25 protein-coding genes and 1 pseudogene are annotated in these 26,153 nt (G+C 69.5%); 11 read left to right on the top strand and 15 right to left on the bottom strand.

The features are described from left to right. Positions 1-171: 171 nt before the first annotated feature. Positions 172-552, top strand: coding sequence for a hypothetical protein (locus KYK13_RS33105; RefSeq protein WP_223637993.1), 381 nt, complete (start codon positions 172-174; stop codon positions 550-552). Between the two features lie 19 nt (positions 553-571). Here the strand turns inward: KYK13_RS33105 and KYK13_RS33100 are convergent, their stop codons facing one another. From KYK13_RS33100 to KYK13_RS39400, 3 genes are all read right to left on the bottom strand, one after another. After that, positions 572-1,648: a peptidylprolyl isomerase gene (locus KYK13_RS33100; RefSeq protein ID WP_223637991.1), complete on the bottom strand. Its 1,077-nt coding sequence runs from the start codon at positions 1,646-1,648 to the stop codon at positions 572-574. A 125-nt stretch (positions 1,649-1,773) separates the two neighbouring features. After that, positions 1,774-2,802: a hypothetical protein gene (locus KYK13_RS33095; protein ID WP_223637989.1), complete on the bottom strand. Its 1,029-nt coding sequence runs from the start codon at positions 2,800-2,802 to the stop codon at positions 1,774-1,776. A 132-nt stretch (positions 2,803-2,934) separates the two neighbouring features. Then, on the bottom strand, positions 2,935-3,069 hold the full coding sequence (locus tag KYK13_RS39400) for an MYXO-CTERM sorting domain-containing protein (protein ID WP_370645202.1): 135 nt from the start codon (positions 3,067-3,069) through the stop codon (positions 2,935-2,937). 143 nt (positions 3,070-3,212) lie between these two features. Here KYK13_RS39400 and KYK13_RS33090 point away from each other — a divergent pair, with 143 nt between their 5' ends. Next, on the top strand, positions 3,213-3,422 hold the full coding sequence (locus KYK13_RS33090) for a hypothetical protein (RefSeq protein ID WP_223637987.1): 210 nt from the start codon (positions 3,213-3,215) through the stop codon (positions 3,420-3,422). Beyond that, a pseudogene (locus tag KYK13_RS39395) lies at positions 3,419-3,505 on the top strand (NUDIX hydrolase); the annotation flags it as partial. The gene KYK13_RS33090 and the pseudogene KYK13_RS39395, both read left to right, overlap by 4 nt. Before the next feature lie 73 nt (positions 3,506-3,578). Here the strand turns inward: KYK13_RS39395 and KYK13_RS33080 are convergent. Continuing rightward, positions 3,579-4,739, bottom strand: a complete 1,161-nt coding sequence (locus KYK13_RS33080; RefSeq protein WP_223637985.1) for a hypothetical protein — start codon at positions 4,737-4,739, stop codon at positions 3,579-3,581. 39 nt (positions 4,740-4,778) lie between these two features. Then, positions 4,779-6,350, bottom strand: a complete 1,572-nt coding sequence (locus KYK13_RS33075; RefSeq protein WP_223646879.1) for a serine hydrolase domain-containing protein — start codon at positions 6,348-6,350, stop codon at positions 4,779-4,781. Between the two features lie 71 nt (positions 6,351-6,421). On the opposite strand from KYK13_RS33075, the gene KYK13_RS33070 reads away from it, so the two are divergent. The 3 genes from KYK13_RS33070 to KYK13_RS33060 all read left to right on the top strand — a co-directional run bounded on the left by KYK13_RS33070 (position 6,422) and on the right by KYK13_RS33060 (position 8,667). Next, positions 6,422-6,718, top strand: coding sequence for a sterol desaturase family protein (locus tag KYK13_RS33070; RefSeq protein ID WP_223646877.1), 297 nt, complete (start codon positions 6,422-6,424; stop codon positions 6,716-6,718). Between the two features lie 366 nt (positions 6,719-7,084). Beyond that, complete coding sequence (locus KYK13_RS33065) at positions 7,085-7,660, top strand: hypothetical protein (protein WP_223637983.1); 576 nt, start codon at positions 7,085-7,087, stop codon at positions 7,658-7,660. Between the two features lie 164 nt (positions 7,661-7,824). Further along, positions 7,825-8,667, top strand: a complete 843-nt coding sequence (locus tag KYK13_RS33060) for an alpha/beta fold hydrolase (RefSeq protein ID WP_223637981.1) — start codon at positions 7,825-7,827, stop codon at positions 8,665-8,667. A gap of 11 nt (positions 8,668-8,678) precedes the next feature. Here KYK13_RS33060 and KYK13_RS33055 read toward each other — a convergent pair whose 3' ends face one another. Next, positions 8,679-9,419, bottom strand: a complete 741-nt coding sequence (locus KYK13_RS33055) for an SDR family oxidoreductase (RefSeq protein WP_223637979.1) — start codon at positions 9,417-9,419, stop codon at positions 8,679-8,681. Positions 9,420-9,583: 164 nt separating this feature from the next. Beyond that, positions 9,584-10,912 carry a DUF418 domain-containing protein gene (locus KYK13_RS33050; protein ID WP_223637976.1) on the bottom strand — a complete coding sequence of 443 codons (1,329 nt, stop codon included), beginning with the start codon at positions 10,910-10,912 and terminating at the stop codon, positions 9,584-9,586. 92 nt (positions 10,913-11,004) lie between these two features. On the opposite strand from KYK13_RS33050, the gene KYK13_RS33045 reads away from it, so the two are divergent. Further along, a complete protein-coding gene (locus KYK13_RS33045) occupies positions 11,005-11,355 on the top strand; it encodes a zinc-binding dehydrogenase (protein ID WP_223637973.1) in 351 nt (116 codons plus the stop codon). A gap of 28 nt (positions 11,356-11,383) precedes the next feature. Here the strand turns inward: KYK13_RS33045 and KYK13_RS33040 are convergent, their stop codons facing one another. Together KYK13_RS33040 and KYK13_RS33035 are read right to left on the bottom strand one after the other, a co-directional pair. Beyond that, positions 11,384-11,788 carry a hypothetical protein gene (locus KYK13_RS33040; protein ID WP_223637970.1) on the bottom strand — a complete coding sequence of 135 codons (405 nt, stop codon included), beginning with the start codon at positions 11,786-11,788 and terminating at the stop codon, positions 11,384-11,386. A 173-nt stretch (positions 11,789-11,961) separates the two neighbouring features. Beyond that, the gene (locus KYK13_RS33035; protein ID WP_223637967.1) at positions 11,962-12,366 is read right to left on the bottom strand and encodes a S46 family peptidase; all 405 of its coding nucleotides are present in this window, start codon (positions 12,364-12,366) and stop codon (positions 11,962-11,964) included. A gap of 124 nt (positions 12,367-12,490) precedes the next feature. Between KYK13_RS33035 and KYK13_RS33030 the strand changes: the two genes are divergently transcribed. Continuing rightward, positions 12,491-13,999, top strand: coding sequence for an aldehyde dehydrogenase family protein (locus KYK13_RS33030; RefSeq protein WP_223637963.1), 1,509 nt, complete (start codon positions 12,491-12,493; stop codon positions 13,997-13,999). A 2-nt stretch (positions 14,000-14,001) separates the two neighbouring features. Here KYK13_RS33030 and KYK13_RS33025 read toward each other — a convergent pair whose 3' ends face one another. The 4 genes from KYK13_RS33025 to KYK13_RS33010 all read right to left on the bottom strand — a co-directional run bounded on the left by KYK13_RS33025 (position 14,002) and on the right by KYK13_RS33010 (position 19,199). Further along, on the bottom strand, positions 14,002-14,607 hold the full coding sequence (locus tag KYK13_RS33025; protein WP_223637961.1) for an HMA2 domain-containing protein: 606 nt from the start codon (positions 14,605-14,607) through the stop codon (positions 14,002-14,004). A 9-nt stretch (positions 14,608-14,616) separates the two neighbouring features. After that, positions 14,617-14,865, bottom strand: coding sequence for a hypothetical protein (locus tag KYK13_RS33020; protein ID WP_223637960.1), 249 nt, complete (start codon positions 14,863-14,865; stop codon positions 14,617-14,619). After that, complete coding sequence (locus KYK13_RS33015) at positions 14,862-17,843, bottom strand: cation-transporting P-type ATPase (RefSeq protein WP_223637958.1); 2,982 nt, start codon at positions 17,841-17,843, stop codon at positions 14,862-14,864. Before KYK13_RS33015 ends, KYK13_RS33020 begins: the two co-directional genes overlap by 4 nt. Before the next feature lie 153 nt (positions 17,844-17,996). Further along, entirely contained in the window at positions 17,997-19,199 is a 1,203-nt protein-coding gene (locus tag KYK13_RS33010; protein WP_223637956.1) for a hypothetical protein, read from the bottom strand. 400 nt (positions 19,200-19,599) lie between these two features. Between KYK13_RS33010 and KYK13_RS33005 the strand changes: the two genes are divergently transcribed. Beyond that, entirely contained in the window at positions 19,600-20,703 is a 1,104-nt protein-coding gene (locus tag KYK13_RS33005) for an efflux RND transporter periplasmic adaptor subunit (RefSeq protein ID WP_223637954.1), read from the top strand. A 20-nt stretch (positions 20,704-20,723) separates the two neighbouring features. Next, positions 20,724-23,831 carry an efflux RND transporter permease subunit gene (locus KYK13_RS33000; protein WP_223637952.1) on the top strand — a complete coding sequence of 1,036 codons (3,108 nt, stop codon included), beginning with the start codon at positions 20,724-20,726 and terminating at the stop codon, positions 23,829-23,831. 296 nt (positions 23,832-24,127) lie between these two features. On the opposite strand, the gene KYK13_RS32995 is transcribed toward KYK13_RS33000, so the two are convergent. After that, positions 24,128-24,988: a class I SAM-dependent methyltransferase gene (locus tag KYK13_RS32995; protein WP_223637950.1), complete on the bottom strand. Its 861-nt coding sequence runs from the start codon at positions 24,986-24,988 to the stop codon at positions 24,128-24,130. 75 nt (positions 24,989-25,063) lie between these two features. Between KYK13_RS32995 and KYK13_RS32990 the strand changes: the two genes are divergently transcribed. Next, complete coding sequence (locus tag KYK13_RS32990; protein ID WP_223637948.1) at positions 25,064-25,492, top strand: helix-turn-helix domain-containing protein; 429 nt, start codon at positions 25,064-25,066, stop codon at positions 25,490-25,492. Positions 25,493-25,496: 4 nt separating this feature from the next. On the opposite strand, the gene KYK13_RS32985 is transcribed toward KYK13_RS32990, so the two are convergent. Continuing rightward, positions 25,497-26,129 carry a glutathione S-transferase N-terminal domain-containing protein gene (locus KYK13_RS32985; RefSeq protein WP_223637945.1) on the bottom strand — a complete coding sequence of 211 codons (633 nt, stop codon included), beginning with the start codon at positions 26,127-26,129 and terminating at the stop codon, positions 25,497-25,499. Between the last annotated feature and the right edge of the window lie 24 nt (positions 26,130-26,153).

Genomic DNA, 26,153 nt, shown 5'->3' with positions numbered 1-26,153 from the left:
AGCCGCTCAGAGGAACGACGCAGGAGGAGGACGCGCGGCTGAGAGGGATTGTAACCGGCGAGGCCACAATTTATAGCTATGCTGGTTACAAAGACATTCATGGTGGGCTGGAATGTTATTTTTGAGCTGGATTCAGGTCCGGGGCCGGCCACCGTGCTAGAAAAGGCGCCCGTGTTCCCCGACAAGCCCCAGCGTCCCCCCGAGCCGCCTCCTGAACCGCCCCGCGGCTGGTGGCGGCGCGTCGTGGACTACCTGGAGCTGAACACCTGGGAGGGGCGAGGGGCCTTCTGGCTCGTGCTGGGCGTGCTCGTCGTCGGCTTCTGGCCGCTGGGGGTACTGGCGGTCTCGGACGTGAGCGGCACGGCCCGCCGGATGCTGGTCGCCGCCGGGCCCGTGTCCATCTGCCTGGGGTTCGCCGTCCTCATCCTGTGGTGCGGCCACCGGTACGGCGAAGGGCTTCAGTGGTCGCGCCGCCAGACGTGGGGACTGGCCGTGATGTTCCTGGGCCTGGGCCTGCTGGGCGGCCTGGGCTTGTGGTTCAGCGAGGGCTGAGCCCCGAAGCGGGGCCGCCTCAGCCCTGCTCCGCGCCCTCGAAGGTGACCTTCGCCTTGTTCATGACGTGCTCCACGGCGAGCAGGTACCAGCCCAGCTCGGCCAGGCGGCGTGTCGTCTCGGGCGACTCGCGCAGGGCGGCGTGGGCGTCCTCCGCGGTCAACCCGAAGGGCTCCACGTAGTCGCGGATCAGCTGCTCCAGCTTCTCCGGCGTGAGCTGCAGCTTCTCCGCCTCGGTCACGGCCTTCAGCGCGAGCCCGATGCGCAGCCGGCGCTCGGTGTCCGCGCGCGTGGTGGGGTCCGTGAGCCAGCCCTGGAGGGCTTCCTGCTGCTCATCCACGTCGTAGTTGTAGGCGACCATGGCCTGGCCCTCGGCCTGGACCCAGCGGCGGCGGAGCTCCTCCTCCACCAGCACCCGGGGAAGCTCCACGGGCGCGCGCCGAGCCACCTCGTCCAGGACCATGTCCTGGGCCCGGGCCCAGAGCTGCCCCGCGACCTCGTCCTCCAGCTCCTCGCGGATGTTGCTGAACACCTCTTCCAGCGTGCTGCCCATCCCCAGCTTCTGGAGGAGCTCCGGGGAGCTGTCCGGAAGCATCGTCACCTGGTGGGCGCCGACGATGTCCACCAGGAAGCGGGCGGGCTTCCCCTGGAGGCCTTCGACCGGGTAGTCCGCTGGGAGGTCCAGGGCGATCTGAATGGACTCGCCCACCTTTCCGCCTTCCGCCAGCGCTTCGCAGAACCCGGGCAGCGCTTCAATGGGCGCCAGCTCCGTCGTCATGCCGAAGCGCGCGGAGAAGGGGATGAGCTTGCCGTCGCAATAGCCCACGATGTTGAGCTGGACGTCGTCGCCCGGCTCCAGCGCTTCGCCCTTCTGACGCTCGCGCGTGGTGGCCACGGCGCGGCGCTTCTCATGGAAGGCGCGCAGCAGGTCCTCTTCCGTGAGGTCGTCCGGGGTGGGGACGCGCACGGCGATGCCCTCCAGGGAGGGGGCCTGCACGCTGGGAAGCTTGAGGGCTTCGGCGGAGACGCTGCTCACCACCGGGCTCATCTTCAGCAGCCGCTCGACGCCGCGGCCAGGCCCTTGAGGAGGGGTCACGAATGCTCCCGGGAGATAGACGACGAGTCCGCGTCCGCGCCAATGAGGAACAAAGCGACGGCTCGGCATGGACTGAGATCTAGTCCAGCCGAGCCGCTCTGACAAACCGGGAGGGTTTTGAATGCCTACTTGAAGAAGGCGCCCACGATGCTGGACACCGTGGAGACCGCGGCGCCCACCTGGCTGACCACCGGGATGTTGGTGGCCGCGGCGATGGAGCCCACCGCGGTGATGACCGACGTCACCTTCTTGCCGACGCCCGCGTTCTTGTCCATCAGCGTCGCGCCCGCGTTGGCCACGTCCACCGCGGCGATGGCCACGTTGACGCCCGGAGCGAAGCGGCCCAGCGCCTTGGCGGCGGTGCCCGCGGCGGCCTTCGCGCCCTGCTTGAGGGCGGCCTCACCCGCCTCGCGGCCCACCGTGGACAGCGCGGCCTTGGCGGCGGAGCGCGTCCCGCTGCCCAGGATGCCCTTGGCCAGCGTGCCGCCCGCCTTCGCGGCGTCGCCCGCGGCGGTGGTGACGGCGCGGCCCACGTTCTTCAGGGACGCGCCCTCCATGATGCCCTTGGTGGCGGCGCCCTTGACGGCCTTGAGCACGTCGTCGCTGGCGTTGGGGAGCGCCTTCTTGAAGGTGTCGAAGGCCGCCTTGCCGGCGTCCAGCTTGCCCTTGAAGATGCTGCCGCCCAGCACGCCGCCCATCACCTTGCTGCCGACGATGCCGCCCGTCGCGGCGGAGATGGTGGACTTGGCCGCGTCCAGGGAGGAGCGCGTCGCGGTGATGATGTCGTCCTTGCTGCCGGAGCGGATGGCCTGGCGGACGTCCTTGAAGGCCGTGGCGCCCGCGGCCACCGCGCCGGGGATGCCCGCGTAGCGCATGGCGGCGCCCATCTGCGCGCCGAACTTGGTCAGCCCCTTGAAGCCCTGGGTGAAGGTGGGGTTGCGCACGAAGTCCAGGTTCGTCTTCCCGAGGATGCCCTGGGCGCCGGTCTGGATGTTCTTGATCTGCTGGAAGGCGTCCTTGCTGAAGTTGATCGCCTTCGAGGCCTGGGTGGCCACCGCGATCCCGCCCTTCACGAGCTGCTTGTTGGCCTCGAAGGTCTGCTGGACGTTGGTGCGGACGGCGTTGAAGGTGCGCTTGATGTCGGGGAAACCCATGGTGGGCCTCGTAGGTTTGGAATGGGCGGAGCTTGAAATGATTATCGGACGCGGAGTGCGCGAGTTGCTTGAGATTGGTTTTCCCAGCCTACACGCGCGGGTCAGGCGTGTTGAAGCGCCAAGTTCCTGAAATCATTGTGCTTTCTTTCTCGTCCGGCGCCGGAGGACTCCCGTCAGCGTCAGCAGGAGCAGGAACGACGTGCCCGCCGCGCCAGGGCTGGTGGTGCAGCCGCAGCCAGATTCCTCCGGCGGGTCGTTCTTTGGCACACAGGCTCCCGCGCGGCACTCACCCGTGTCGCCGACGGTTCCGTCCGGCGCCTGCGTGGTGGGGGAAGTCCCCGGTTTCGGGATCACACACCGGGGGGATGACCTGACACGGGCCGGGCTCGGGCGCGCTCTTGGGGGCTCCGATGCGGCTCGCGCCCTCGCAGCGGTCGTTCTGCGTGCACGCCTCTCCGTCGTCGCAGGTGGCGTTGGCCGCCCGGGGGCCGCAGTCCCGTCCGCCGCCGCAGGCGGAGTCGCAGCACACGCCGTCCACGCAGAAGCCACTGCCGCAGTCGGCAGCGGTGCCGCAGGCCGTGCCCAGGACGGCGCGGGTGAGTCCCCGCGCCCGGCGGTGACGGTGGACTGCGTCGTCTTCGGGTTGGACGAGGAGGACCTCAAGGTGCTGCTCATCCAGCGCGGGGTGGAGCCGTACCAGGGCTGCTGAAGATCTTCGGGTCTCCAGCCCGTTTTGATTTTCCGGGCTCCTGCTTCGTCCCTGTCTGCGCTGCCGCTCAGGGGCCCGCGAGCCGCTCCGCGCAGGCAGCCCTCTGGTACGGCAGCCCGGCCTTCCGGAACCACATCCCGGGATTGCCGAACGTCGGATCCCAGAGGTCCGCGTTCGCGACCAGCTCGGAGAGGAAGCGCCGCTGCGCGTCCGTCCGCACCTGTCCATCTCCCGCCGGGAAGGCTGCGGCCAGCAGAGGGCCCCACTCCATGTCAACGCACTGCTTGACCGTGACGCGCGCCAGGGTGACAGCCACGGGGAGGAGCCGGTCGAAGTCCTTCACTCGCTCGAGCAGTCGCTCCAGCATGTAGAAGCGGGGGCGCATCTTGAACGGGGGCGGGCGCACCTTGAACCAGTCGTCCATCTGGGCAGCGTGGTGCTCCAGCGCTTGGAGCAGCTCCCGGGTCGCTGCCTCGTTCGTCTCCAGCCCCTTCGCCATCGCGGCGCAGACGCGCACCGCTGGGGAGGCATCCTCAAGGAACTCCGAGGGGGCTACTCCCAGTTCGCCCAGCATGAGCACCAGCGTGGAGCGCTCATCGGTGTTGGGGGTGGCCCGGGCCAGGGCGCTCAGGCGCAGCGCGAGCGCCTGCCGCTGTGCGTCCCCGAACACCTCCGGCAACCGGGCGAGCTGGGCCGCGGTCGTCGCGGCCTGGGCGCGGACACTGGAATCCGGGTGGTTGAGGCTTGCGAGCACCGGTTGGACCAGGAGCGGCACGGCTCCGGCACACCCGAGGAGCGCCGCGGCGTAGAGGGCGTCGGCGGCCTCCGCGTCCTCGTAGAGGGCGTCGTCGTCGTCAGCGTCGAGGAGCGGCGCCAGGTCGTAGCGGGCCTGGCGTTCCAGTTCCTGCCTGGAGGCCCACGGGACTCCGACGGCCTCGACGACGCCCGCGAGGAACGCGAGCACGCGCACCCGGAGCCAGGGCCCTCCGGAGTCAATCCGGGGATCCGCGAGCAGCCCCGCGAGGACACACGTCACCGGGCCCGTCGCGGTCCAGGGCGTGCCCTGATGGAGGATGGCGGAGTTCAGGTAGGTCAGCGCCGCGTTCCGGGCCGCTTCATCGCCTTCCACCAGCGCGCGCAGGTGGCCGGGCGCGTCCGTGGCACGGCCATAGGCGTGGAGCAGGCGGGACCAGTCGGTCGTTTCGAGGGCGGAGAGACCCGTGAGCATGCGCGAGACTGTAGCGCCTGCAGGCGAGGCGCACGGCGCTCACTTCCCGGTGGTCACGCCAAGCTTCTCGAGGACCTTCACCGCATTGGCATTCCCCGCGTCCAGTGCGAGTGACTTCCTGTAGTTCGCGATGGCCTCCTCCTTCTGTCCCAGTTGGAGCTGTGCCTCGCCCAGGCTGTCGTAGGCATTCGCATCCGTGGGGAAGAGCTTCACGTTCGCTTCGAACACCCGCACCGCTTCCGCGCCCTTGCCGTCTCCCAGCAACCGGTAGCCGAGCTGGTTCAGGTGCCCCGGCTCCAGTCCCTTCATGCCCTCGCGATGCTTCGCGGTGTACCAGGCGAGCGCGGTGTCGACGCCCTTGAGCCTCATGAGCACATCCGCCTGGGCGGACGGTGACATGGGCTCGGGCTTGAACGCGGTCCAGCCATACTCGGCCGCCACGCTGGCGATGAGTCGGTCGAAGAGCAGGAAGCCGTTGTCGGAGTTGGCCATGACGACCACGCCGCTGCCCGTGTCACTGAAGGCCATGAACGCGGCCTGGAACCCTTCGTCCGACCCTCCGTGCCAGAAGCGGTCGGTGCCGGGCTCCACCTGGAAGCCCAGCCCGAACCACTCCGACTGCCGTGTCAGCATCTGCTGCGTCATCGCTTGCGACAGCACGCGCTTGGACTTCCCCGCTTTCGCGTTGGACACCTCGAGGGCGACTCGCGCGAGGTCGGATGGCGTGGTCCAAAGTCCGGCCGCGGCCATCTCCGGGTACACGTGCCAGCGGCCCGCGACGCTCTTCCCGCTGGGGTACGTCCCGGTCGCCGTCCTGGCGGCGAGGGCTGGAGGCAGCGGCTGCTCGTAGGAACTGCTGCTCATGCCAAGCGGCTTCAGCACTGTTTCCCGCATGACCTGGGGGAACGGCTTCTGGAGCTGATCCACCATCATCAGCTGGACGATGGACGTGCCACCGCCGCTGTAGCGCGTCTTCGTACCGGGGACGAGGTCGACGCGCACCGGCGCGGTGTTCGCGGGCGCCACGCCCTCCAGCACCTGCACCAGCGTGGGCATGGGCGCGTCGACGGCGTACCCGGGGAAGCCATGCACGGTCGTCCCCGCGCTGTGGCTGAGCAGCCGGCGCAGGGTGACCTTCTGCTCCTTCGTGAAGTCGTTCTCGGGGACATTCCACGAGCGCAGCCTGTCATTGATGTTCTCATCGAGCGACCATCTGCCGGCCTCGGCGAAGTGCAGCGCCGCCAGGGCCGTCACCGGCTTGCTGATGGAGCCGGCCTGGAACAGCGTCTCCAGGGTGACGGGCTCCGAGCCACCCGCCTCCCTCACGCCATAGGTCCTGGCCCAGACGATGGAATGCTTGTCGAAGACGGCGATGCTCAGCCCGGGGATCCGGTACAGCGCCATCCACTGCGGGAGCGTCAGGCTCTGGGGTTTCTCGCCTTCGATGACGACCGGGGCCAGCCCCGCCTCCACTCGCGCCGCGCGGGCCGCCTGGTCAGGGCTGGCCAACCATTGCGTGGCGGGCTTCTTTGTCCCCTCCGCCGCGAGGGCTGCACCTCCCGGGCTGAACAGGATGGCCGTGAGCACGAGGCGGGACAGGAAGCGACGCATGGGTTCACCGAAGAAGGGGGGACGCAAGGTGTACGCCTGCCCCTCCTTTCGATTGCCGGTCCGGGGGCAGGCTGAGCAACCTCCCAGTCGACTTCCTTTTCGACTGGTTCCACCGCTTCGGGCACCGCACCAACATTGGCTGGGCGGCCCAGTCGCCGCACCATTCCACCGAGGAGTTCAATTACGCGGTGGCCTTGCGCGCGAGCGTGACGCAGCGCCTCTTCTCGTTCCTCATCTATTGGCCACCGGCGCTGGTGGGCTTCCCGCCGCAGGCGGTGCTGGCGATGGTCGCCTTCCACCTGGTGCTCCAGCTCATCCCCATACGCGGGTCATCCCCAAGCTTCCGGGGTGGGGGGAGTCGTGGCTGAACACGCCATCGCACCACCGCGTGCACCACGCGCGGAACGACGCGTACACCGACAAGCACTATGCGGGTTTCCTCATCATCTGGGCCCGGATGTTCGGCACCTACGCGGAGGAGACAGCGCCGTGCTCGTATGGCCTGACGACCCCGGCGAACACCTGGGATCCGACGGTCATCAACTTCCAGGCGTGGAGCGCGCTCACGGCGGTGTGGCTGATGGTCTCACGGGTGTGGCTGCGCGCGACGCGTGGGGCCGCCGGGAGGTCCCATTCCAATCCCTTCCCTGGCTGTGATGCCTGCGAGCCGGGCCCCGGCTGTTCGCCGTGTCGCCGGACCTGCTGCTATGAATGCGTGACGCTCAAGGAGTCACATGGGAAACGCATCCGGCAGGCAGAAGCAGAAGCCGCTCATCCTCGGTCCAGCTCCCGGCTCCGGCATGGGGGCCTACTCGGTGGCGTTCGACACCCTGAGCGACCACGAGCTGGCCACGCTCAAGGAGAGCAAATCCCCCGATGCCTTCTACCTGCCTTGGAAGTCGGGTGACGTCACGGAGGGCGAGATCGATCTCACGAACCACGACCTCACGTACTTCTTCACCGCGAACCTGAGCGGTTGCAGCCTCTGGTACAAGTTCCAGGATGACCGCATCGTCATCCGGCATGAGGCCCGCACCGACGGCGGCTCGCAGAACCTGCACAAGCTGGCCGGCTTCAAGTGCGTCGTCGACAGCAGCCTGAACCCGGACGACGTCCAGCTCTCGGTTGATCAGGAGACGATGATTCGCAAGGCGCGGTACTACGTCGTCTACGCGCTCTTCGACCACGAGGCGCGGCAGGTGGAATTCCGCGCGCAACTGGTGGCGCAGGAGACGAACCTGCTCAACCGGCAGGAGTCCTACGACCTCGTCAAGGTCACCGCCGTCGTCGTCAAGTTCCCCAGGCGTTAGTCTGGAAGCGGAGTGTGTCGCGCGCGCCGCATCCTTCATGAAGGTTGGGGCGGGGTGTGGTTTCCACTCGAATCGTTCATCGGGCCCGGACCCCGGTCCGGGTTGTCGCGCTCATGTCGGCCGTCCACCTTCCGCTCCATCTCGTGCCACGCCTGGAGAGGTCGATGAACGCTCAGCGCTTCACCTCACAGAACGTACGACGGCTGGGCCTGCTCTGTGCCGCCTGGACGCTGTTGGCGGCCGGCGCCATTCCCTCCCGGGCCGTTGCCTCCGAAGACGTCGGGGAGGCACGCTGTCGCCGCAAGCCCACCATCGTCCTTGTCCACGGCGCTTTCGCAGATACCTCCAGTTGGGCTGCGGTGACCCCGCGGTTGCAGAGGCAGGGCTATACGGTCTACGCGTTCGCCAATCCCTTGCGCAGCATCTTGGGCGACGCGGAGTACCTGCGGTACTTCCTGGGGACCCTCACCGGGCCCATCGTGCTGGTCGGCCACTCCTACGGCGGAGCCACCATCACGACTGCGGCCACTGGGAACCCGAATGTGAAATCGCTCGTGTACATCGCCGCCTATGCACTCGATGACGGTGAGACCATCACGGAGGCCAACGCCCTTGGCGGCGGTCATTCCGAGCTCAGCGAGCACCTCATCTTGCGCCCGCTCCCTGGGAGCGGAACGTCGGACGCCGATGCATATGTCGACCCCGCCTTCTTCCAGGAACTCTTCGCGGCGGATATCCCTGACACGGACGCGGCGGTGGCGGCCGCCAGTCAGCGTCCGGCCGCCGTCTCCGTGTTCGACGAACCCTCCGGCCCTCCGGCGTGGAAGACCCTTCCGTCCTGGTACCTGGTCGCCCATGACGACAACGCCATTCCGCCCGTCGCCGAACGCTTCATGGCCCGGCGTGCTCACGCCCATACCTTCGAGATCCGCAGCTCACATGTCGCGATGCTCAGCCACCCCGATGTCGTCACCCAGCTGATTGTCAAAGCGGCTGGCTGCCGCTGATAACTGATGGCTTATCCCTCGACGAGCTGCTGGCCTCCGTCGATGTCGAGGGTCGCGCCGGTGACCGCTGTGTTCGTCATGAGATGGACGGCCAGTGCGGCGATGTCGGCCGGACCGACGACGCGCCGGATCGGCAGCGCCGTGCGGAGTTGCTCGCGACGCGCGTCCAACTGCTCGCCCATGAGCGTGGCCGACAGCGGCGTGTCCACGAACCCTGCCGCGAGCAGGTTCACCCGGATGGGCGCGAGCTCGAGCGCGAGGTTCTTCGTCAACGCGGGAAGGGCGGCCGTGAGCGCCGTGATGAGCGCGCCGGCGGCCGGACGGCGGCCGCCCGTGCCGCCCATGAAGAGCAGGGTTCCTCCCGGGCGAACCCTGCCCATCGCGTGCCTGGCGACCTGCAGCGGCAAGAAGAGATGCGCTTCGACACTGTGGCGTGCCTTGTCGAAGTCGAGTTCCGCTACCGGCGCGTAGTAGGGACCGGGGCCGGTGACCATCACGTGGTCAATCGGCTTGGGCAGCTCGGCAAAGAACCTCCCGAGCTGCTCGAAGTCGGTCGCGTCGAAGGCCGCGGTGCGGGCTCCGAGCTCGAGGCCGACGGAGCGCAGACGCTCCGGGTTACGCGCGGTGAGGACCACGGCGGCTCCCTCCTCGTGCGCACGCCGGGCCGTCTCGAGCCCGATGCCCGCGCTGCCTCCGATGACGACCACGGTTTGCCCGCGCAGCGTTTGATTCCGGGTCGCGGTGGTGCTCATGGCTGCCTCCTCAGCGCTGAGAGAGCAGGTCAACCCTGTGCATGGACCCGGAGGAAGACAAAGGCAGGCGTCCCAAGGCGAGCGCTCGGGGACGGCTCGCTGCTCAGTCGTTCCGCTCACGGCTTCGGCGTGCAGGGCAGCGACAGCACCTTCGCTGGTCCGCGCTACGCCGGAGCCGTCGTGCGCTGGCCCGCGGCGTCATCCCGGCGCATCGGCTGGGCCTTTCCATACGTCAGCGACCGCCACACCCACTCCGCGGGACCGAAGCGGAACCTCGACAGCCACACGTGGCTCCCCACCACCTGGACGCCATAGACGGTCAGGCAGTACGCCACGCACGCCGCGGGGCCCAGCTTCGTGATGAAGCCCAATCCATACCCATAGAAGAACAGCACGCTGATCATGGACTGTGACAGGTAGTTCGTCAGCGCCATGCGCCCCACCGGCGCGAGCAGGCCCAGCACCCGCTGCCACGTGGCGCGTTGGAAGAGCAGGGTGATGCCAGACACGTAGACGGCCGCGAAGCCCAGGTCACCCAGCTGCCGCAGCGGCGCCATGACGAAGGGCACCCACGTTGGCAGCGTCTCCGGGGTGAAGACCTGCTTCACCATGAGCTGCTGCAGCACCAGGCCGCTGCCGCTGCCAATCACTCCGGCCACGAACCCCCACCCGAGGAGCCGGCGGAACAGCCGCAGGTGCTGGGGGACGTCGTGGAACATGCGGCGCCGACCCGCCAGGAGGCCCACCAGGAACCGGCCAAACGTCGGGAGCAGGATGGCCAGCAGCAGCGGCGCGTAGTCGCGAACGACGAAGTGAAAGGTCGCCTTCGTCACGTCCAGCCAGCTCCCGCTCATGTAGGCCGCCAGCGTCTGCGCCTTGATGGCCGCGGACTTCTCCGTCGCCGCCTTGACGATGGCCGCGCCGGCCTCCGGCGTGGCCGCCATCAACTGCGGGAGCCTCGCGATGACCACACCGACGACGGAGCCCCCCAGGGTGAGCAGCACGGCGCTGATGAGCAGCGTCCGGTCCGAGCGCCCCCGGAACAGGAGCAGGCCGAATCCCAGCACCGCGTAGGTGCTGAGGATGTCTCCGTACCAGATGATGAACAGGTGGGAGAGCCCCATCACCAGCATGATCCCCAGCCGCCGGACATAGAGAGGCGTGATGGAGGCCCCTCGCGCCTCGGCGCGGCCCAGCTGCACCGCGAAGCCGAGGCCGAAGAGGAACGAGAAGAGGGTGATGAACTTCCCGCCCACGAACATCACGAACGCCTGCCAGGCGATGGTGTCGGGGAGCGACGCTGTGTTCATCGCCGCGAGGACCTCCTCTCGGGGCTGAAAGGCCATGCCGCTGAACCACGCCATCACATTGGAGATGAACACGCCGCACAGGGCGAACCCTCGTAGCGTGTCGAGCAACGCCAATCGCTCGCTGGAATCCACGGGACCGGCCTCGGCGCTGGGATGTGATGCTTCGGAGCCGACTGGGGGCATGCCTGCCATTATTTCATACGAGCTTGTCACTCGAACGACGCTCGCCCTCATCGGGGGGATGCCTTGCACGCCTCCTCGTAGGACGCCGTCCCATGCGCGCCAGGGTCCTCCCCCGCTTCGGCGAACCTGAGCTGTTCGAAGCTCGCGACGTCCCGGTTCCAACGCCTGGCCCCGGCCAGGTGCTCGTCCGGGTGATTGCCACCATCCTCGGCTTCAGTGGCGACATCTCCTCCGCCTTCGACCCTCGCAACCCCGCCCTGCACGGTGTCTTCCTCACGCGCGAGCGGCGCCAGATGGAGGAGATGACCGTGCTCATCGAGAACAAGCAGATGCGTCCGCTCGTCGAGCGCGTGCTGCCGCTGGAGCAGGTCGCAGAGGCCCACCGTCAGCTCGACTCAGGACATGGACGCGGGAGGATCGTGCGGTCCGTGTCGAGGAAGTAGAGCCCGGCGAGCCTCGCCGGTGGCGGGGCTACCGCTTCCTTCCCTTGCCCTTGCCCTTGCCGCCCTTGTGGTGGTCGTCGTGGTGATCATCATGAGGGTCCCGGTCCTGGTGGTGGTCGTGCTCATGGTACGACGCAGGCACCACCACGACCCGCTTCTTCGGATGCTTCCACCGCTTGTAACGACCGGGAGGCATCCTGACGACGGTGACGGGGACCCGCCGCTCCTCCACGACCTCCCAGCCGCCGTGGTAGTCGCGCGCCCGGAACCACCGCCCATCGCGGCGCACCCAGTACACGTCGTCCACGACGTAGAGGTCCTCGTCGTAGTCCTCCACCACCTGCACGCCGGGCTCCACGACGACGAGGGGCGGGGGGGCCTTGAAGACGATGTCCGGCAGCTTCACATCGATGCGCACCTGCCCGAAGGCCATCGAAGGAAGAAGGATCAGGGCTGCAAGCAGTCGGGTCATCCGGCGAGCGTAGAGGCGGGCATGCTCGCCAGACAACCTGCATCTGTCACTGGCGGATGGCTGAAAACTTTGGCTCTGATTGTATCAGGCTTTCACCAGGCGTCCTGTCAGTCGAAGTGCCCCCGTACTGTGTGTCATTGCATCGGGGCCCACTTTCCCCGCGCGGCTCGCACCTCTTCCAGCGGCCTGGACGCGCCGTACACCTTGTCCAGCGCCTCCAGCAGGGCCGTGCTGTCCACTCCGATGGTGCGGTTTCGGCGCGCGTCGAAGCCGTACTCGCCGCCGAGCGAGTGGATGTTGCTATCGAACACCACGCCCGTCAGCTCCGCGTCCTGGTTGAACATGGGCGAGCCGGAGTACCATCGGATCCGACGAAGCATCCGGGGCCGCTTGGATTGAGCGGGGCCTGAGTCGCCCTCCGGCATGCGGTACGCGTCGTGGGTGCGGCGCAGCCCCTCCTGCGCGCGGGCCACCTCGTCCCAGGCCGAGCCGTCCTGCGCCTTCAGCAGCGCGGAAAGAGAGCAGCACGGCCTCCCCACGGCCTCACGCCCGCCTTCGCGGGCAGATGGTCCACGCGTGATGACATTCAGCCCGTGCCGCGCCTTGTCATGAATCGCGGCCTCAACTGAATCGGAACGAATCCGACGCGCAAGGAGGTCATCCGTGCTGAATACCGAAGTCGTTGGCGAGCCCCTGCGTCACCTGGAAAGCCGTCGTCTGCTTGCCGAGGCCCGAAGGGCTGTTCCGGAAGCCTTCGACGCCCAGGGCCGGCTGCTCTCTCCTGTCGCGGGGCGGTGGATCCACCCGCCCGCCTGGTTCAAGGCCATCTCGCCCATCGACGGCCGCGTCCTCGCGGAGCTGCCCCTGCTGGGGGCCTCCCAGGTCGAGGAGAGCGTCGAGCAGGCCGCGGCGGAGTTCGCCCCCTGGGCCGCCCGTCCGCTCGATGAGCGCGCCCGGAGGGTCACGGAGGCGGTGGTGCAGCTGCATGCGCACCGCGACCTGCTCGTCCGGCTCCTGGCGTGGGACATTGGCAAGACGCTGCCCACGGCCTCCAACGACGTGGACCGCTGTCTCGCCGGCATCGCCTGGTACCTGGAGCAGATGGGGCGGATGATGGATGGCCGCAAGCCGCTCGGCCTGATCTCGAACATCGCGTCCTGGAACTATCCGTTCTCCGTCCTGCTGCTCAACGTGCTCGTGCAATCGCTCGCGGGCAACTCCGTCATCGCGAAGATTCCGACCCAGGGGGGCGGTGCCTCCCTCACGGTGGCCTTCGCCTTGCTGCGCCGCGCGGGCCTTCCCGTCTCGCTTGTCGGCGGGCGCGGCAGGGACCTCTCCGAGGCGCTCGTCGGCCATCCCCGCATCGCGGGCGTCGCGTTCATTGGCGGCCGCGCCAACGGCGGCGAGGTCCACCGCCGCCTGCGCAGCACGAACAAGCGCTACGCGTTGGAGATGGAGGGCGTGAACGCCTACGCCATCACGCACTTCACGGACTGGGACGGGCTCGCCGCACAGATTCGCGCGGGCTTCGACTTCGGCAAGCAGCGCTGCACGGCCTACACCCGCTGGGTCGTGGAACAGTCGCTCGTCCCCAAGTTCGTCCGGACGTATGTGGATGCCGTCTCGGCGTTGCGCGTGGGCAATCCGGTCCTGGGTTCGCACGTGGACTTCGGGCCCCTCATCTCCTCCAGCAAGGCCGAGGAGCTCCGCTCCCTCATCGCCCAGGTGCGCGAGCAGGGCGCGGCGGTGCTGCATGAGGGCGAGCTCGCGGAGGACGCCTTCGCCGCGAGCCAGGAGCGGGGTGCATACCTGGCGCCCGTCCTGCTCTTCGGCGTCCCCCAGGACAGTGAGCTCTATCTGCGCGAGCCCTTCGGTCCCGTCGACGTCCTGGTGTCGGTGGACTCCGAGGAGGACCTGGTGCGGGAGGCCAACGTCTCCAACGGCGCGCTCGTGGCCTCGGTGGCGACGGACGAGCCGGAGCTTGCCCGGCGCATCGCCTCGCGACTCCATGCCTTCAAGGTCGGCATCAACGGACTGCGCTCGCGGGGAGACCGCGAGGAGTCCTTCGGCGGCAAGGGCGGCTCATGGGCGGGCGCCTTCGTTGGCGGCACGCATCTGGTGCGCGCCTTCACCGACGGCCCCCATCCCCTGGAGGGCAACTGGCCGGAGTGAAGTCAGTCCACGCTCTCCGGAACAGGCGGGGGCATGGCGTCGCCATTGCCATCGTGGCGCATCCGGACCGGGGTGTTCCGGATGGCCACGGTCTCCATGGTGACGAAGGTGCGGAAGGCCCACCAGCCCAGGCTGAACCACGGTGGAGCGGCCAGCTTCCCCTTCGCGGCCACCTCCACCGCTCCCGCCGCCGCGAAGCCCAGCGTCGCCAGCACGCCCAGGTCCATGCGTCCCTCGGTGGCGCGCAGGACGTCCAGGTTGACGCCCTTGACGAACAGGCTGGCCGCTCGCGCCACGCCGCTGCCCTCGGCGAGGGAGCGCAGCAGCTCCTGCTCCTCCTCGGGCGGCTCCTCGCCGGGGTGGACCACCGTGTCCACGCCGGTGTGCAGGCGCACCGCCTCCAGCACGCGCTCGACGTCCGGGTCCCTCGGGTCGTGGAGGCACAGCACGCTGCCCGTGAAGGGACGCACCTGCACCTCCTTCATGCCCTTCAACTGCAGGAGCGCGTCCGCCAGTGACGCGGCCTGCTTCGCGTCGTGCCGCAGCCATGGCAGCCGCAGGCGCGTGCGTCCCGGCGAGGCATGGATGACGTAGATGATCCGCAGCATGTGCGCTCCCTAGCCCTGGGCCGCCTGGGCCTCTGCCACGGGCCGTGCTCTCTGCGACCCGCGGGCCCGGGCCTTCGCCTCGGCCAGCAGGTCCTCGATGTCCTCCTGCTTCATGGCGGCGCGGGCGGCCATCATGTCGAGGAAGCGGTAGGCCGCGGTGGCGAGCTCCACGGCGAGCGGCCGCAGGTGCTTGGTCGCGAGCACCGTGCCCGCGCCCGCGCCATAGCCAAGAAGAAAGGAGGGAAGGTCGAACTTCATGGGGATGTCTCCAGAAGGGAAGAGGGGGGCATCACAGGTCGTGGCTCGGCAGGCCGTGGCTCGCGGCGGCGCACCCGGCGCACCGCCTGGCCACCCCACGCGGGCGCCGCGCCCACCAGGGACGGCAGGGCGAGGCCCAACGCCAGCCCGCCGAACGTCAGCAGCGTGGGCGCTGGCAGTCGCAGCACCCGCCGCAGCGGCGGGAAGGTGAGCGCCGCCGTGTGCAGGGCCGCGGCCCCGCCGACGAAGGCGGGCAGGCGCCACTCGCCGTCCTCGGGGACATTGTGCCGCGCCTCCCGTGGCGCCCGGCACACGGCCGAGTAGCCGAGCTGCACCGCGGTGAGCGTCCCGAACGCCAGCGGCGGGCCTCCCAGCGCCATCCCCACCCCTCCGACGCCCGCCATCAGCACTCCATCCCGCACCAGGCGCTTCACCGCCGGCCGCGAGAGCAGCGGCAGCCCTGGCGGCGCGGGGGGCCGGTCGAGGATGGCCGGGTCTCCCGGCTCCAGCGCCAGGGCGATGCCCGGCAGGGTGTCCGTGAGGAGGTTGATCCACAGCAGCTGCAGCGGCGTGAGCGGCTCCTGCAGCCCCAGCAGGCCCGCGCCCAGCACCAGCGCCATCTCCGAAAGGTTGGTGGCGAAGAGGAAGCGCAGCGCGCGGCGCAGGTTGTCCTGGACGATGCGGCCTTCGCCCACCGCGGACATGATGCTGCGCAGGTCCTCGTTGGCCATCACCACGTCGGCCACCGCGCGCGCCATGTCGCTGGAGCGCACACCCACCGCCACGCCCACGTCCGCCGCCTGGAGCGCCGGGGCGTCGTTGATGCCGTCTCCCGCCATGGCCACGACCGCGCCCCGCGCGCGCAGGGCCTTCACCAGCTTGCGCTTGTCCTCCGGCGTCACGCGCGCCAGCACCGAGGTCTGGTCGAGCCTCTTCGCGAGCTCCCCGGCCGGCAGCTCGAGCATCTCCGCCAGCTCGAGCGGGGTGAGGGTGTCGCCTTCCAGGCCCACCTGCCGGGCAATGGCCTCGGCCGTGCGGGGCTGGTCTCCGGTGAGGATCACCGTGCGGATGCCCGCGCCCCGCGCCTGGCGCACGGACTCCGCCGCGCCCTCGCGGAGCGGGTCCCTCAGGCCCACGAACCCGATGAAGGTGTAGCCATCCGTCGGCGCGGCGCCTTCGTCCCCGGGGAGCCGCCGCCAGGCCAGCGCCAGCACGCGCAGCCCGTCCGCCGCCAGCGCGTCGTTGCGCCTCGCCAGGTGCTCCCGCTTCCGCGCGTCCAACGGGCCTTGCGTGCTCCGTTCGCACATGCCCAGGACCTGCTCGGGGGCGCCCTTGATGAAGGCCACCACGCCATCGCCGGGCGCATGGTGGACGCTCACCACGTAGTGGATGCCCTCGGAGCGCTCGCGGAGGTCGCGGCGGGGAAAGTCGCGGCGCAGCCTGGCCCCGTCCAGCCCCGCGTCGTGCGCGGCGGACACCAGCGCCTTCTCCGTGGAGCTGCCGGCCACCTCCAGAACCTTGCCGCGGTGGTGGACGTCCACGTCGCTGTTGAGCAGTCCCAGCGCCAGCGCCAGCGTGGGTGCATCCTCCAGCACGGCATCGGGGCGCAGGCGCAGCGAGGACAGCTCCAGGGCGCCATCCCCCACGTCCAGCACCTCCAGCCGCATCTCGTTGCGCGTGAGGGTGCCCGTCTTGTCCGCGCAGATGACGGTGACGCCTCCGAGCGCCTCGGCCGCCGACACGCGCCGCACCACCATGCCGCGCGCGTGCAGCCGCTGCATGGCGCGCACCAGCGCCGCGGTCGCCACCAGGGGCATGCCCTCGGGGAGTGCCGCCACGCCCAGCGCCACCGCGCCGCGCAGCACCTGGGGCCCGGTGCGGCCGTGCGCCAGTCCCACCATGGCGGACAGCGCCGCCGCGCCCACGGAGGCCACCGCCACGCGCCGGTCCAGCTGGCCCAGCTTGCGGGTCAGCGGCGTGGACGGCGCGGACTCCTGCGCCACCAGCTCCCGCACGTGCGCCATCTCCGTGTCCGCTCCGGTGGCCACCACCATGGCGCGCCCATGGCCCGACGCCACCGTGGTTCCCGCGAACAGCAGCGAGGCCCGCTCCGCCAGCGGCGCCCGCTCATCCACCGGCGCGGCCTGCTTGGGTTGCGGCTCGCTCTCGCCGGTGAGGGGCGCCTCGTCCGCGGAGAGCCGGTGCGCCTCCAGCACGCGCATGTCCGCGGGCATCACGTCCCCGGCGCGCAGCAGCACCACGTCCCCCGGCACGAGCTCCGCCACCGCCACCGTGAGGAGGATGCCGCCGCGCAGCACCTGCGCCGCGCCCGCCTCCAGCTTCTGCCACGAGGCGAGCAGCTCCTGGTTGCGGCGCTCGATGCGGTAGCCGATGCCCGCGTTGAGCCCCACCACCGTGAGGATGGCCGTCGCCTCCAGCCTGTCTCCCGCCAGCACCGAGGCCCCCGCCGAGCCCAGCAGCAGCGCCGTGGGCACGGTGGCCAGCTGCGAGCCCAGCATGGCCAGGCGCGAGCGCCGCGCCTCCTCCTCCATGACATTGTGCCCAAAGCGCTTGAGCCGCCGCGCCGCCTCCTCCGAGGTGAGCCCGTGGTCCGAGCCGTCCAGCCGGGCCAGCACCGCGTCCACCGTCATCGCGTGCCATGGCTCCTGGGGGCGCGGCTGTCGGCCTTGCGTCGGGAGGCGGGCCTTGCGCGATGGGGAGGGAGGGGCGTCGGGTTCCTGGCGCAGCCGCGCCAGCAGCGGGGCCTCCGGCGCGTAGCGCACCAGCAGCCGTCCGGTGCGAGGCTCCGCGTTCACCTCTTCGACTCCGGGCCAGGTGGCGAAGGTGCGCTCCAGCCGCTCGCCGAGGGCTTCGTTCCACTGCAGGTTGGGGACCTCCAGGCGCAGCCGGCGCGCAGCGGTCGCGTGGCGCACCACCCTCGCTGGCGCGCTCTGCCCGTCCATGAGGAACACCACCATTCGCACCCCCCTTGACCCGCCCCCCGAGACGTGGGGATGGCGGCCCGCCGGAACAAGGCGGCCCGGCGGGCCAGGGGACGCTGGCGCGGTGACATCCGTGCGCGGGCCCTTCCACGGGCCAACACCCCGCTCGTTCTTCAAGGCGGGGAGGACTCAGTGGATGGGGGCTGGCCCCTCCCTCCGCGCTGCCTGGCGGGCACGCGGTTCGGAGGCGGGGACCGGGTGCGGGTGGGCCACGCCCTCCTTGCGGTAGCGCCGCACCAGCTTGTCCAGGTGCCCGTTGTCCAGCGAGGTGTGCAGCGCGTGCGCGGCCTTCTGGAGCAGGGCCCGCTCGGGGCCGGTCACGGCGAGGTCCGCCGCGGCGAGCGCGTTCAGTGCTCCCTGAAGGACTTCACGCGACTCGGCGGGTGCCGAGCGCAGGCGCTGGAGCCAGGCCGCCGTATCCTCCACGAAGTGCTCCAGGGTCTCCCGTCGCTGTGGCCGCGGGAGCCGGGCGAGCTCGTGGGTGAGCACGGCGGACTCCTCCGAGCGGAGGCGGCCGTCGGAGACGAAGATGAACCAGGCGCTCTCCAGCAGCAGGCTCTCGGTCCGCGGCGCCACGCGGCGCAGGGCCGCGTCGGCGTCCTCCAGCGCGCGGCGCAGCCGCACGTAGCGCAGCATGGAGTCGCCCAGCCGCCGGGTGCGCCGCCAGTTGGTCAACGAGGACGTCGCCACGTTCAGGAAGGGCACGAGGTTGCGCGACACGCTGTCGCCCAGCAGCTTCGCCCCCACGTCCTCGCCCACGCCGGTCGCCTTCGCTTCCGCGAGGTGCTTCACGCGCCCCAGGCCGAGCGGATCCTCGTCCGTGTCCTGCTCCTCGCCGCCGCGGAGGATGGCGTAGAGGCGCGAGAAGTCGGCGGGATCCTCCGGGTCGAAGCGCACGTGGAAGGCGCTGGCCAGGTCGCACGCCAGCCGCAGGTGGATGAGGGCCCGCACGAGCATCTCCGACGAGATGATGACCGCCGACGCGGGAACGGCCACCATCAACCCCGCGGGGCCCGCGTCCGCCGAGGCCACGGTGAGGCCGGTGGTCATCGAGCCACTCCCCGCGCCGGTGAGGAAGGCGGCCTCGCAGGCCCTCCGGATGAGGGCCTCCGTGGTTCTAGCGCCCGTCCCCTTCGCGGCCGCGGCCTCGTGCAGCCGATGCGCGTCATAATGCCGCAGGTAGGTGGACAGCAGCTGGGTGAACCAGCGCCCCGTGCGCAGGTCCCTCGGGGACAGCTCGCGCGCCAAGGTCCTCGTCAGTTGCCAGGAACGCTGGAGGAGCGCCTCGCCTTCCGCGTCCTCCCGTGGGTCCAGCTCCAGTGTCTCCGTCATGGTTCCTCCTCGAGGACTCACACCCGTGAAGTGGGTGCCATGCATTCGTGTGTCGCATGGCCTCACGGAACGATGGACACGCGCCCAAGGTCTGGCAGACACCCGCGACAAGGGGCCCTGTGAGCGGACCTGTCACGGCCCCGTCACGTGTTTTCCTGACATTTTCCTGACACGCCCCCATGCACCAGCGGATGCCCACCCGCTGGGTCACAACCTGAACAGATTTTCAAGGGGGCAAATCCAGGGCAGTTCAGCTAGGGGGCTGTACACTCCCTGACACCGCTGCGCTGTCCAGCTCGGTCGAGTGCCCACGATGCATGATTCGCTCTCTGCCCATTCCCCTGAAGTGACTTCCCCCACACCGCGCCGTGCCAGCCGCGCCAAACGCTGGGTTGTCGGCGTGGTGCTGCTGCTCGCGATCTTCGTCGGGCTCGCCGCCGTCAAGGCAGGCCAGATCATCGCGATGATCAAGGCCGGTGAAACCTTCGTTCCGCCGCCAGAGTCCGTCACCTCCACGCAGGCGGAGGCCTTTGGCTGGCAGGGGACGCGGAGCGCCGTCGGCTCGGTCATCGCGCTCCGGGGGGTGACCCTCAGCGCGGAGCTGCCGGGCGTCGTCAGCGACATCCGCTTCGAGAACGGCGCTTCGGTGAAGAAGGGCCAGGTGCTCGTCCAGCTCGACACCTCCAGCGAGCTGGCCCAGCTGACCGGCGCCGAGGCCGACGCGGAGCTCGCGCGGCTGACCCGCGACCGCGTGGAGAAGCTCCACGCCCAGGGCGCCAACACCCAGTCGGACCTCGACACCGTCCGCGCGCGGGCCATCCAGTCCGCCGCCACCGTGGCGCACCTCAAGAGCCTCATCGCGAAGAAGACCATCCGCGCGCCGTTCGATGGCCGCATCGGCATCCGCCAGGTGGAGCTGGGGCAGCTCGTCTCCCCGGGCAACCCCATCGCATCGCTGCAGTCCTCCAACCCCGCCCTGGTGGAGTTCCAGCTCCCCCAGCAGGCGCTGGCCCAGGTGAAGCAGGGGCAGAAGGTGCGCCTGAGCGTGGACGTCTTCCCGGGCGAGTCGTGGGAGGGCGAACTCACCACCATCAACCCGGAGGTGGAGCTGTCCTCGCGCAACGTGCGCATGCGCGCCACCGTGCCCAACGCGGACGGCCGGCTGCTGCCGGGCATGTTCGCCAGCGTGCAGGTGCTCTCCGACGCCAGCGAGCAGGTGGTGGCCATCCCCGCCACCGCGGTGCTCTTCGCCCCCTACGGTGACTCCGTGTTCACCCTCTCCGAGGGCAAGGACGCCGCGGGCAAGACGGCCCTGCTGGCGCGGCAGCAGTTCGTGCGCCTGGGCGAGCGCCGGGGTGACTACGTCGCGGTGACGTCCGGCCTGAAGCCCGGGCAGACCGTGGTCAGCAGCGGCGTCTTCAAGCTGAAGAACGGCGCGGCCGTCGTCGTGAACAACGCGCTGGCACCTCCCGTCGAGGCCGCGCCCCAGCCGGTGAACCCGTAAGGGACGCGGAAGGCGAACCCATGAACTTCACCGACCTGTTCATCCGGCGCCCGGTCGTGGCGCTGGTCGTCAACCTCGTCATCATCATCGCCGGCCTCCAGGCCCTGCGCTCCCTCAACGTGCGGCAGTACCCGCGCAGCGAGAACGCCGACATCACCGTCACCACGGTCTACGTCGGCGCCAACGCGGAGCTGGTCCGCGGCTTCATCACCACGCCGCTGGAGCGCGTCATCGCCGCGGCGGACGGCATCGACTACGTCGAGTCCACGAGCTCGCAGGGCGTCTCCCTCATCCGCGCCCGCCTCAAGCTCAACTACGACTCCAACCGCGCCCTGAGCGAAATCAGCGCCAAGGTGGACCAGGTGCGCGGCGACCTGCCGCCCGAGTCCCAGGTGCCGGTGATTGGCATCGAGTCCGCGGACAGCCAGTTCGCCATCGGGTACCTCACCTTCACCTCGGACTTCCTGGAGCTGAACGAGCTGTCCGACTACCTGGTGCGCGTGGTCCAGCCCCGGCTGTCCTCCGTGGAGGGCGTGCAGCGCGCGGACATCCTCGGGGCGCGCACGTTCGCCATGCGGGTGTGGATGAAGCCGGAGCGGATGGCCGCGCTCAACGTCAGCCCCATCCAGGTCCGTCAGGCGCTCTCCGCCAACAACGCGCTCGCCGCGGTGGGCCAGACGAAGGGCTCGCTCGTCCAGGTGAACCTCACGGCGAACACCAGCCTGCGTTCGGTGGAGGAGTTCAAGCAGCTCATCGTCCGCAAGGACGGCGGCGCGGTGGTGCGCCTGGCGGACGTCGCGGACGTGGTGCTCGGTGCAGAAGACTACGACACCGACGTGACGCTCAACGGGAAGACGGCGGTCTTCGTCGGCGTCTGGTCGCTCCCCAACGCCAACTCGCTGGACGTCATGCAGCGCGTCCGCAAGGAGATGGACTCGCTCAAGAAGGACCTGCCCGAGCAGATCCACGGGGGCGTCGCCTTCGACGGCACGGACTACATCCAGAACGCCATCGACGAGGTGGTGCGCACGCTCAGCGAGACGCTGCTCATCGTCGTCATCGTCATCTTCCTGTTCCTGGGCTCCGTGCGCTCCATCCTGGTGCCGGTGGTGGCCATCCCGGTGTCACTCATCGGCACGGTGTTCCTGATGCAGGTCTTCGGCTTCACGGTGAACCTGCTGACCCTGCTCGCGGTGGTGCTGTCGGTGGGCCTGGTCGTGGACGACGCCATCGTCGTGGTGGAGAACGTGGAGCGCCACCTGCGCGACGGACTGCGCCCGGTGGACGCCGCGCTCAAGAGCGCGCGCGAGCTGGTGGGCCCCATCATCGCGATGACGCTCACGCTCGCCGCGGTGTACGCGCCCATCGCCTTCCAGGGCGGTCTCACCGGCTCGCTGTTCCGTGAGTTCGCGCTCACGCTGGCCGGAGCGGTGGCCCTGTCGGGCGTGGTGGCGCTGACGCTCTCCCCGATGATGTCCTCCGTGCTCCTGAAGGCGGGCCACGAGGACAAGGGGTTCGCGGGCGTCATCAACCGCACCTTCGAGCGCCTGCGGGCCGCGTACGCCCGCTCCCTGGACAGCTCGCTCCTCGTGCGCGGGCCCGTCTACGCGGCGTGGATCTTCCTGAGCCTGCTCGCGCTGATGATGTTCAGCCAGTCGCCGCGGGAGCTGGCGCCCGTGGAGGACCAGGACTTCATCATCGGCGTGGTCAGCACCCCGTCCAACGCCACCCTGGATCAGCTCAAGCCGTCCGTGTCCAAGGTGAGCGAGTCGCTGATGGAGATGCCGGAGTCCAGCTTCAACTTCCAGATCATGCAGCCGAGCAACGGCTTCTGGGGGCTGGTGTTGAAGCCGTACAAGGAGCGGCAGCGGACCACCGCCCAGGTGCTGGCGGAGGCGCAGCAGCGGGTGAGCACCATTCCCGCGGTCCAGACGTTCACCCTCCAGCCCCCCGCGCTGCCGGGCGGCGGCAACTTCCCGGTGGAGTTCGTCATCGCCTCCACGGCGGAGGCGGATGAAATCCTGGGCTTCGCGCAGCAGCTTCAGGAGAAGGCGGCGGCGAGCGGGTTGTTCGCCTTCCCGCCCCTCATCGACGTGAAGCTCGACCAGCCCCAGTCGGAGCTGGAGATCGACCGCGAGAAGGTCGCGCAGCTGGGCCTGAACCTGGGGACCGTGGGCATGGACCTGGGGTCCGCCGTGGGCGGCAACTTCGTGAACCGGTTCAACATCGCGGGCCGCAGCTACAAGGTCATCCCGCAGGTGCTGCGGACCTCGCGACTCACCCCGGAGCAGCTCAAGGACATCCAGATCACCGGGCCGGACGGCAAGCTCGTGGCGCTGTCGTCCATCGCGTCCATCAAGGACAAGGTGTCGCCCCGGTCGCTCAACCGCTTCCAGCAGCTCAACGCGGTGAAGCTCAGCGGCGTGGCCATCCGTCCGCTGGACGAGGCGCTCACCTACCTGGAGACGGAGGCCGCGCGCATCCTGCCCGCGGGCTACCGCCTGGACTACACGGGCGAGTCCCGGCAGCTGCGCCTGGAGGGTGACTCGTTCGCTCCGGCGTTCGGGCTGGCGGTGGTGCTGATCTTCCTGGTGCTCGCGGCCCAGTTCAACAGCTTCCGGGATCCGTTGATCATCCTCGCCGGGTCGGTGCCGTTGGCGCTCTTCGGCGCGATGGTGACCACGTTCCTGCGGATGCCGAACCCGACCATGCCGTACTTCACGGACAGCTTCACCACCACGCTCAACATCTACTCGCAGGTGGGGCTGGTGACGCTGGTGGGGCTCATCGCGAAGAACGGCATCCTCATCGTGGACTTCGCCAACCGGCTCCAGGAGCAGGGCCTGTCGAAGCTCGAGGCGGTGAAGGAAGCGGCCTCCGAGCGTCTCCGTCCCATCCTCATGACGACGGTGGCCACGGTCGCGGGCCACTTCCCGCTCGTGCTGGTGTCGGGACCGGGCGCGGCGGCGCGCAACAGCATCGGGCTCGTGCTGGTGACGGGCATGGCGCTGGGCACGATGTTCACCCTCTACTTCGTGCCGGCGCTCTACCTGCTCATCGCGAAGCAGCGCACCGTGACCGCCCCTGAAGCCCCGGCGGCCCAGGTGCAGCCTGGCGTCGCCGCCTAGGTGGCGGGGCTGGAGGCCGTGCGGCTTCATGCGCACGGCCTCCGTGAGGGGCGTTCCAGGAATTCAAACTGGCTCGTGGGGGAGGGCACCCGGGGGCGGAACTTCCAGGCGCGCTCCGAAACAATCCTTTCGCCGAAGAAGCAGGATCCGCTGGGCCTCCAGCGTGGCTCTGGTGGTCCGTGATGCCTGACGCGTACCGCTTCCGCGTGGACGGCCACATCCCCGTCCTCAAGGTGCACGGCGAGCCCCGGCCGGGTCCCGCCGTCGGCGCGCTTCACGGGTTGTCCCCGAGACTTTCAGCGCCCTTGTCCAGCGGGCGCACGGGCGCCAATGCTCCAGCAGGCGGCGGTGTAGCGGACCTCGGGACCGTGCACGAAGGGCTCGAACGCCGCGCGGACCGTTTCGATGATCCGGGCGCGAGTCCGTTCATCCACCGTGGGAAGGTACCGGCTGAGGACGCCGAATCGGGACAGGTAGTGCACCAGCTCCTTCTCGGGGAGGGTGCAGGTCACATCGACGGGGCGGATGTCGATTCCGGTCCAGCCGCTGTCCTCCAGGATGCGGTGGACCCGGCTCCCATCCGCGAAGCCGAACTGCCCGGGGGCGCCGGGCTTGCGAGCGGGAAGGTCCGGCAGGAGCGGCGCCGCGGCGCGCTCGGCGGTTGTCATGAAGGGATTGTCCGAGGGGCTCCGCCACGCGATGGCCAGGAGCCGGCCGTCCGCCCGTGAGGCGCGCCGCAGGTTGGCGAAGGCCTGGACCGGGTCCTCGAAGAACATGACGCCAAAGCGCGAGATGATCATGTCGTAGTGGGCGGGCTCGAAGGCGTGCAGCTGCGCGTTCGCGCGGACGAAGCGGGCCGGAGTGCCCTCCCGTTCGGCCCGGGCGCGTGCTGCGTCGAGCATCGGCTCCGAGATATCGACGCCGGTGCAGTGGCCCTTCGAGCCCAGCCGCCGCGCGACGGCGAGCGTGGTGCTGCCCGTGCCACAGCCGATGTCGAGCACCTGGCTCGCGGAGCCCGCCATGACCGCTTCGACGAGCAGGTCTTCAATCGGCTTGAACATCCCGTCGAGCACCTCCTGCGTTTCGACCCAGGCGCGTCCGGCGGGGCCGTTCCAGAGCTGCGACTGTTCATCATCAGGTGGGCGGGTGGCATCCATGAGCGTCTCCTCCAGCTTGTCTTCGAGGACCGGAGGCCGCACTGTGCCAGTTCAAGTCGACTTGAGGTCAAGCGCGTGACGGAGCTGGACATCACGGAGGTGGCACGGCGCTCGGGCGTCCCTGCCTCGACGCTGCGCTTCTACGAGGAGAAGGGGCTGATTGCCTCCGTCGGCAGGAGGGGGCTCCGCCGCCTGTTCGACCCCGACGTGCTGGAGCGCCTGGCGCTGATTGCCCTGGGCCGCGCCGCGGGCTTCTCGCTGGATGAAATCGCGCGCGTGTTCGCGCCGGGCAGGCGGCCGAGCATCGACCGGAAGATGCTCGCGGCCCAGGCGGAGAAGCTGGACCGAAAAATCCATGAGCTGAGCGCGATGCGAGACAGCCTGCGCCACGCCGCATCCTGTCCCCACCCGAACCACCTGGATTGCCCCACCTTCCGGCGCCTCCTCCAAGGCGCCGTGTCAGGTGGGAGGAGCGCGCGAAGAAAGCGGGCTCCACGGTCGTGATGTTTCAGGTGTCGAAGCGGAAGGAGGTTTCGCTGGCGGAGGGGCGCTTCGAGAACTGCTGGCAGAACTCATTCAGCGCCGCGTAGGGCTTCGTGGGCAGCACGTCCCGGAACTCCAGGTGGGTCACGAGGCAGAAGAGGGTGACCTCCAGGTAGCTCAGCGCCCGTTCAGGAGGGAGGGCGGCGAGCGCGGCGTTCGCGTGCTCCTCCAGCCACGCCATCATGTTGAGCAGGGATTCGCGCAGCTTGCGCGCATGGCGCGTGTCGTCCCCTGCGCCGGCCATCTTCTCCATGACGAGCGTCACCTCCGTCGCCATGGCTTGCAGGGTGAGCTCCTGCATGTTCGCCAGCAGGGGCACGTCCAGGTCCTCCGGCCACACCACCCGGGGCCGCGGACTCGACCGTCGCCACAGCTCACGAGAGACATTGAGCGCGCCGAACCACGCACCCTGGGGCGTCTTCAGGACGGGAATCCGGAGCGCGGGATTGCCGCCGTAGTCCACGGGATTGGTGGACAGCAGGTCCCGCACCACCTGGAAGGAATGGTGGACGCGCAGCTCCGCCGCGAAGAGCCGCGCGATGCGTGTGAAGTGCGAACTGGACCGGCCGATGATGACAGGCGTTTCGAGTGCGGACATGCGGAGGCCTCCCTTCAACGTGGC

The sequence above is a fragment of the Corallococcus sp. EGB genome (assembly GCF_019968905.1).
Lineage (GTDB): Bacteria > Myxococcota > Myxococcia > Myxococcales > Myxococcaceae > Corallococcus.
Note: the sequence above shows the minus strand (reverse complement) of the source record. Positions and strands in the feature narration are given on the sequence as shown.

Excerpts from the sequence above, each read along its gene's own strand:
- KYK13_RS32995 (WP_223637950.1), bottom strand. The coding sequence starts at position 24,988 with ATGGATGCCACCCGCCCACCTGATGATGAACAGTCGCAGCTCTGGAAC.
- KYK13_RS33020 (WP_223637960.1), bottom strand. The coding sequence starts at position 14,865 with ATGAAGTTCGACCTTCCCTCCTTTCTTCTTGGCTATGGCGCGGGCGCG.
- KYK13_RS33015 (WP_223637958.1), bottom strand. The coding sequence starts at position 17,843 with ATGGTGGTGTTCCTCATGGACGGGCAGAGCGCGCCAGCGAGGGTGGTG.
- KYK13_RS33025 (WP_223637961.1), bottom strand. The coding sequence starts at position 14,607 with ATGCTGCGGATCATCTACGTCATCCATGCCTCGCCGGGACGCACGCGC.
- KYK13_RS33080 (WP_223637985.1), bottom strand. The coding sequence starts at position 4,739 with ATGCTCACGGGTCTCTCCGCCCTCGAAACGACCGACTGGTCCCGCCTG.
- KYK13_RS33000 (WP_223637952.1), top strand. The coding sequence starts at position 20,724 with ATGAACTTCACCGACCTGTTCATCCGGCGCCCGGTCGTGGCGCTGGTC.
- KYK13_RS33010 (WP_223637956.1), bottom strand. The coding sequence starts at position 19,199 with ATGACGGAGACACTGGAGCTGGACCCACGGGAGGACGCGGAAGGCGAG.
- KYK13_RS33060 (WP_223637981.1), top strand. The coding sequence starts at position 7,825 with ATGAACGCTCAGCGCTTCACCTCACAGAACGTACGACGGCTGGGCCTG.
- KYK13_RS33065 (WP_223637983.1), top strand. The coding sequence starts at position 7,085 with ATGGGAAACGCATCCGGCAGGCAGAAGCAGAAGCCGCTCATCCTCGGT.
- KYK13_RS32985 (WP_223637945.1), bottom strand. The coding sequence starts at position 26,129 with ATGTCCGCACTCGAAACGCCTGTCATCATCGGCCGGTCCAGTTCGCAC.
- KYK13_RS33075 (WP_223646879.1), bottom strand. The coding sequence starts at position 6,350 with ATGCGTCGCTTCCTGTCCCGCCTCGTGCTCACGGCCATCCTGTTCAGC.
- KYK13_RS33045 (WP_223637973.1), top strand. The coding sequence starts at position 11,005 with ATGCGCGCCAGGGTCCTCCCCCGCTTCGGCGAACCTGAGCTGTTCGAA.
- KYK13_RS33055 (WP_223637979.1), bottom strand. The coding sequence starts at position 9,419 with ATGAGCACCACCGCGACCCGGAATCAAACGCTGCGCGGGCAAACCGTG.
- KYK13_RS33050 (WP_223637976.1), bottom strand. The coding sequence starts at position 10,912 with ATGCCCCCAGTCGGCTCCGAAGCATCACATCCCAGCGCCGAGGCCGGT.
- KYK13_RS33095 (WP_223637989.1), bottom strand. The coding sequence starts at position 2,802 with ATGGGTTTCCCCGACATCAAGCGCACCTTCAACGCCGTCCGCACCAAC.
- KYK13_RS33040 (WP_223637970.1), bottom strand. The coding sequence starts at position 11,788 with ATGGCCTTCGGGCAGGTGCGCATCGATGTGAAGCTGCCGGACATCGTC.
- KYK13_RS33090 (WP_223637987.1), top strand. The coding sequence starts at position 3,213 with ATGCGGCTCGCGCCCTCGCAGCGGTCGTTCTGCGTGCACGCCTCTCCG.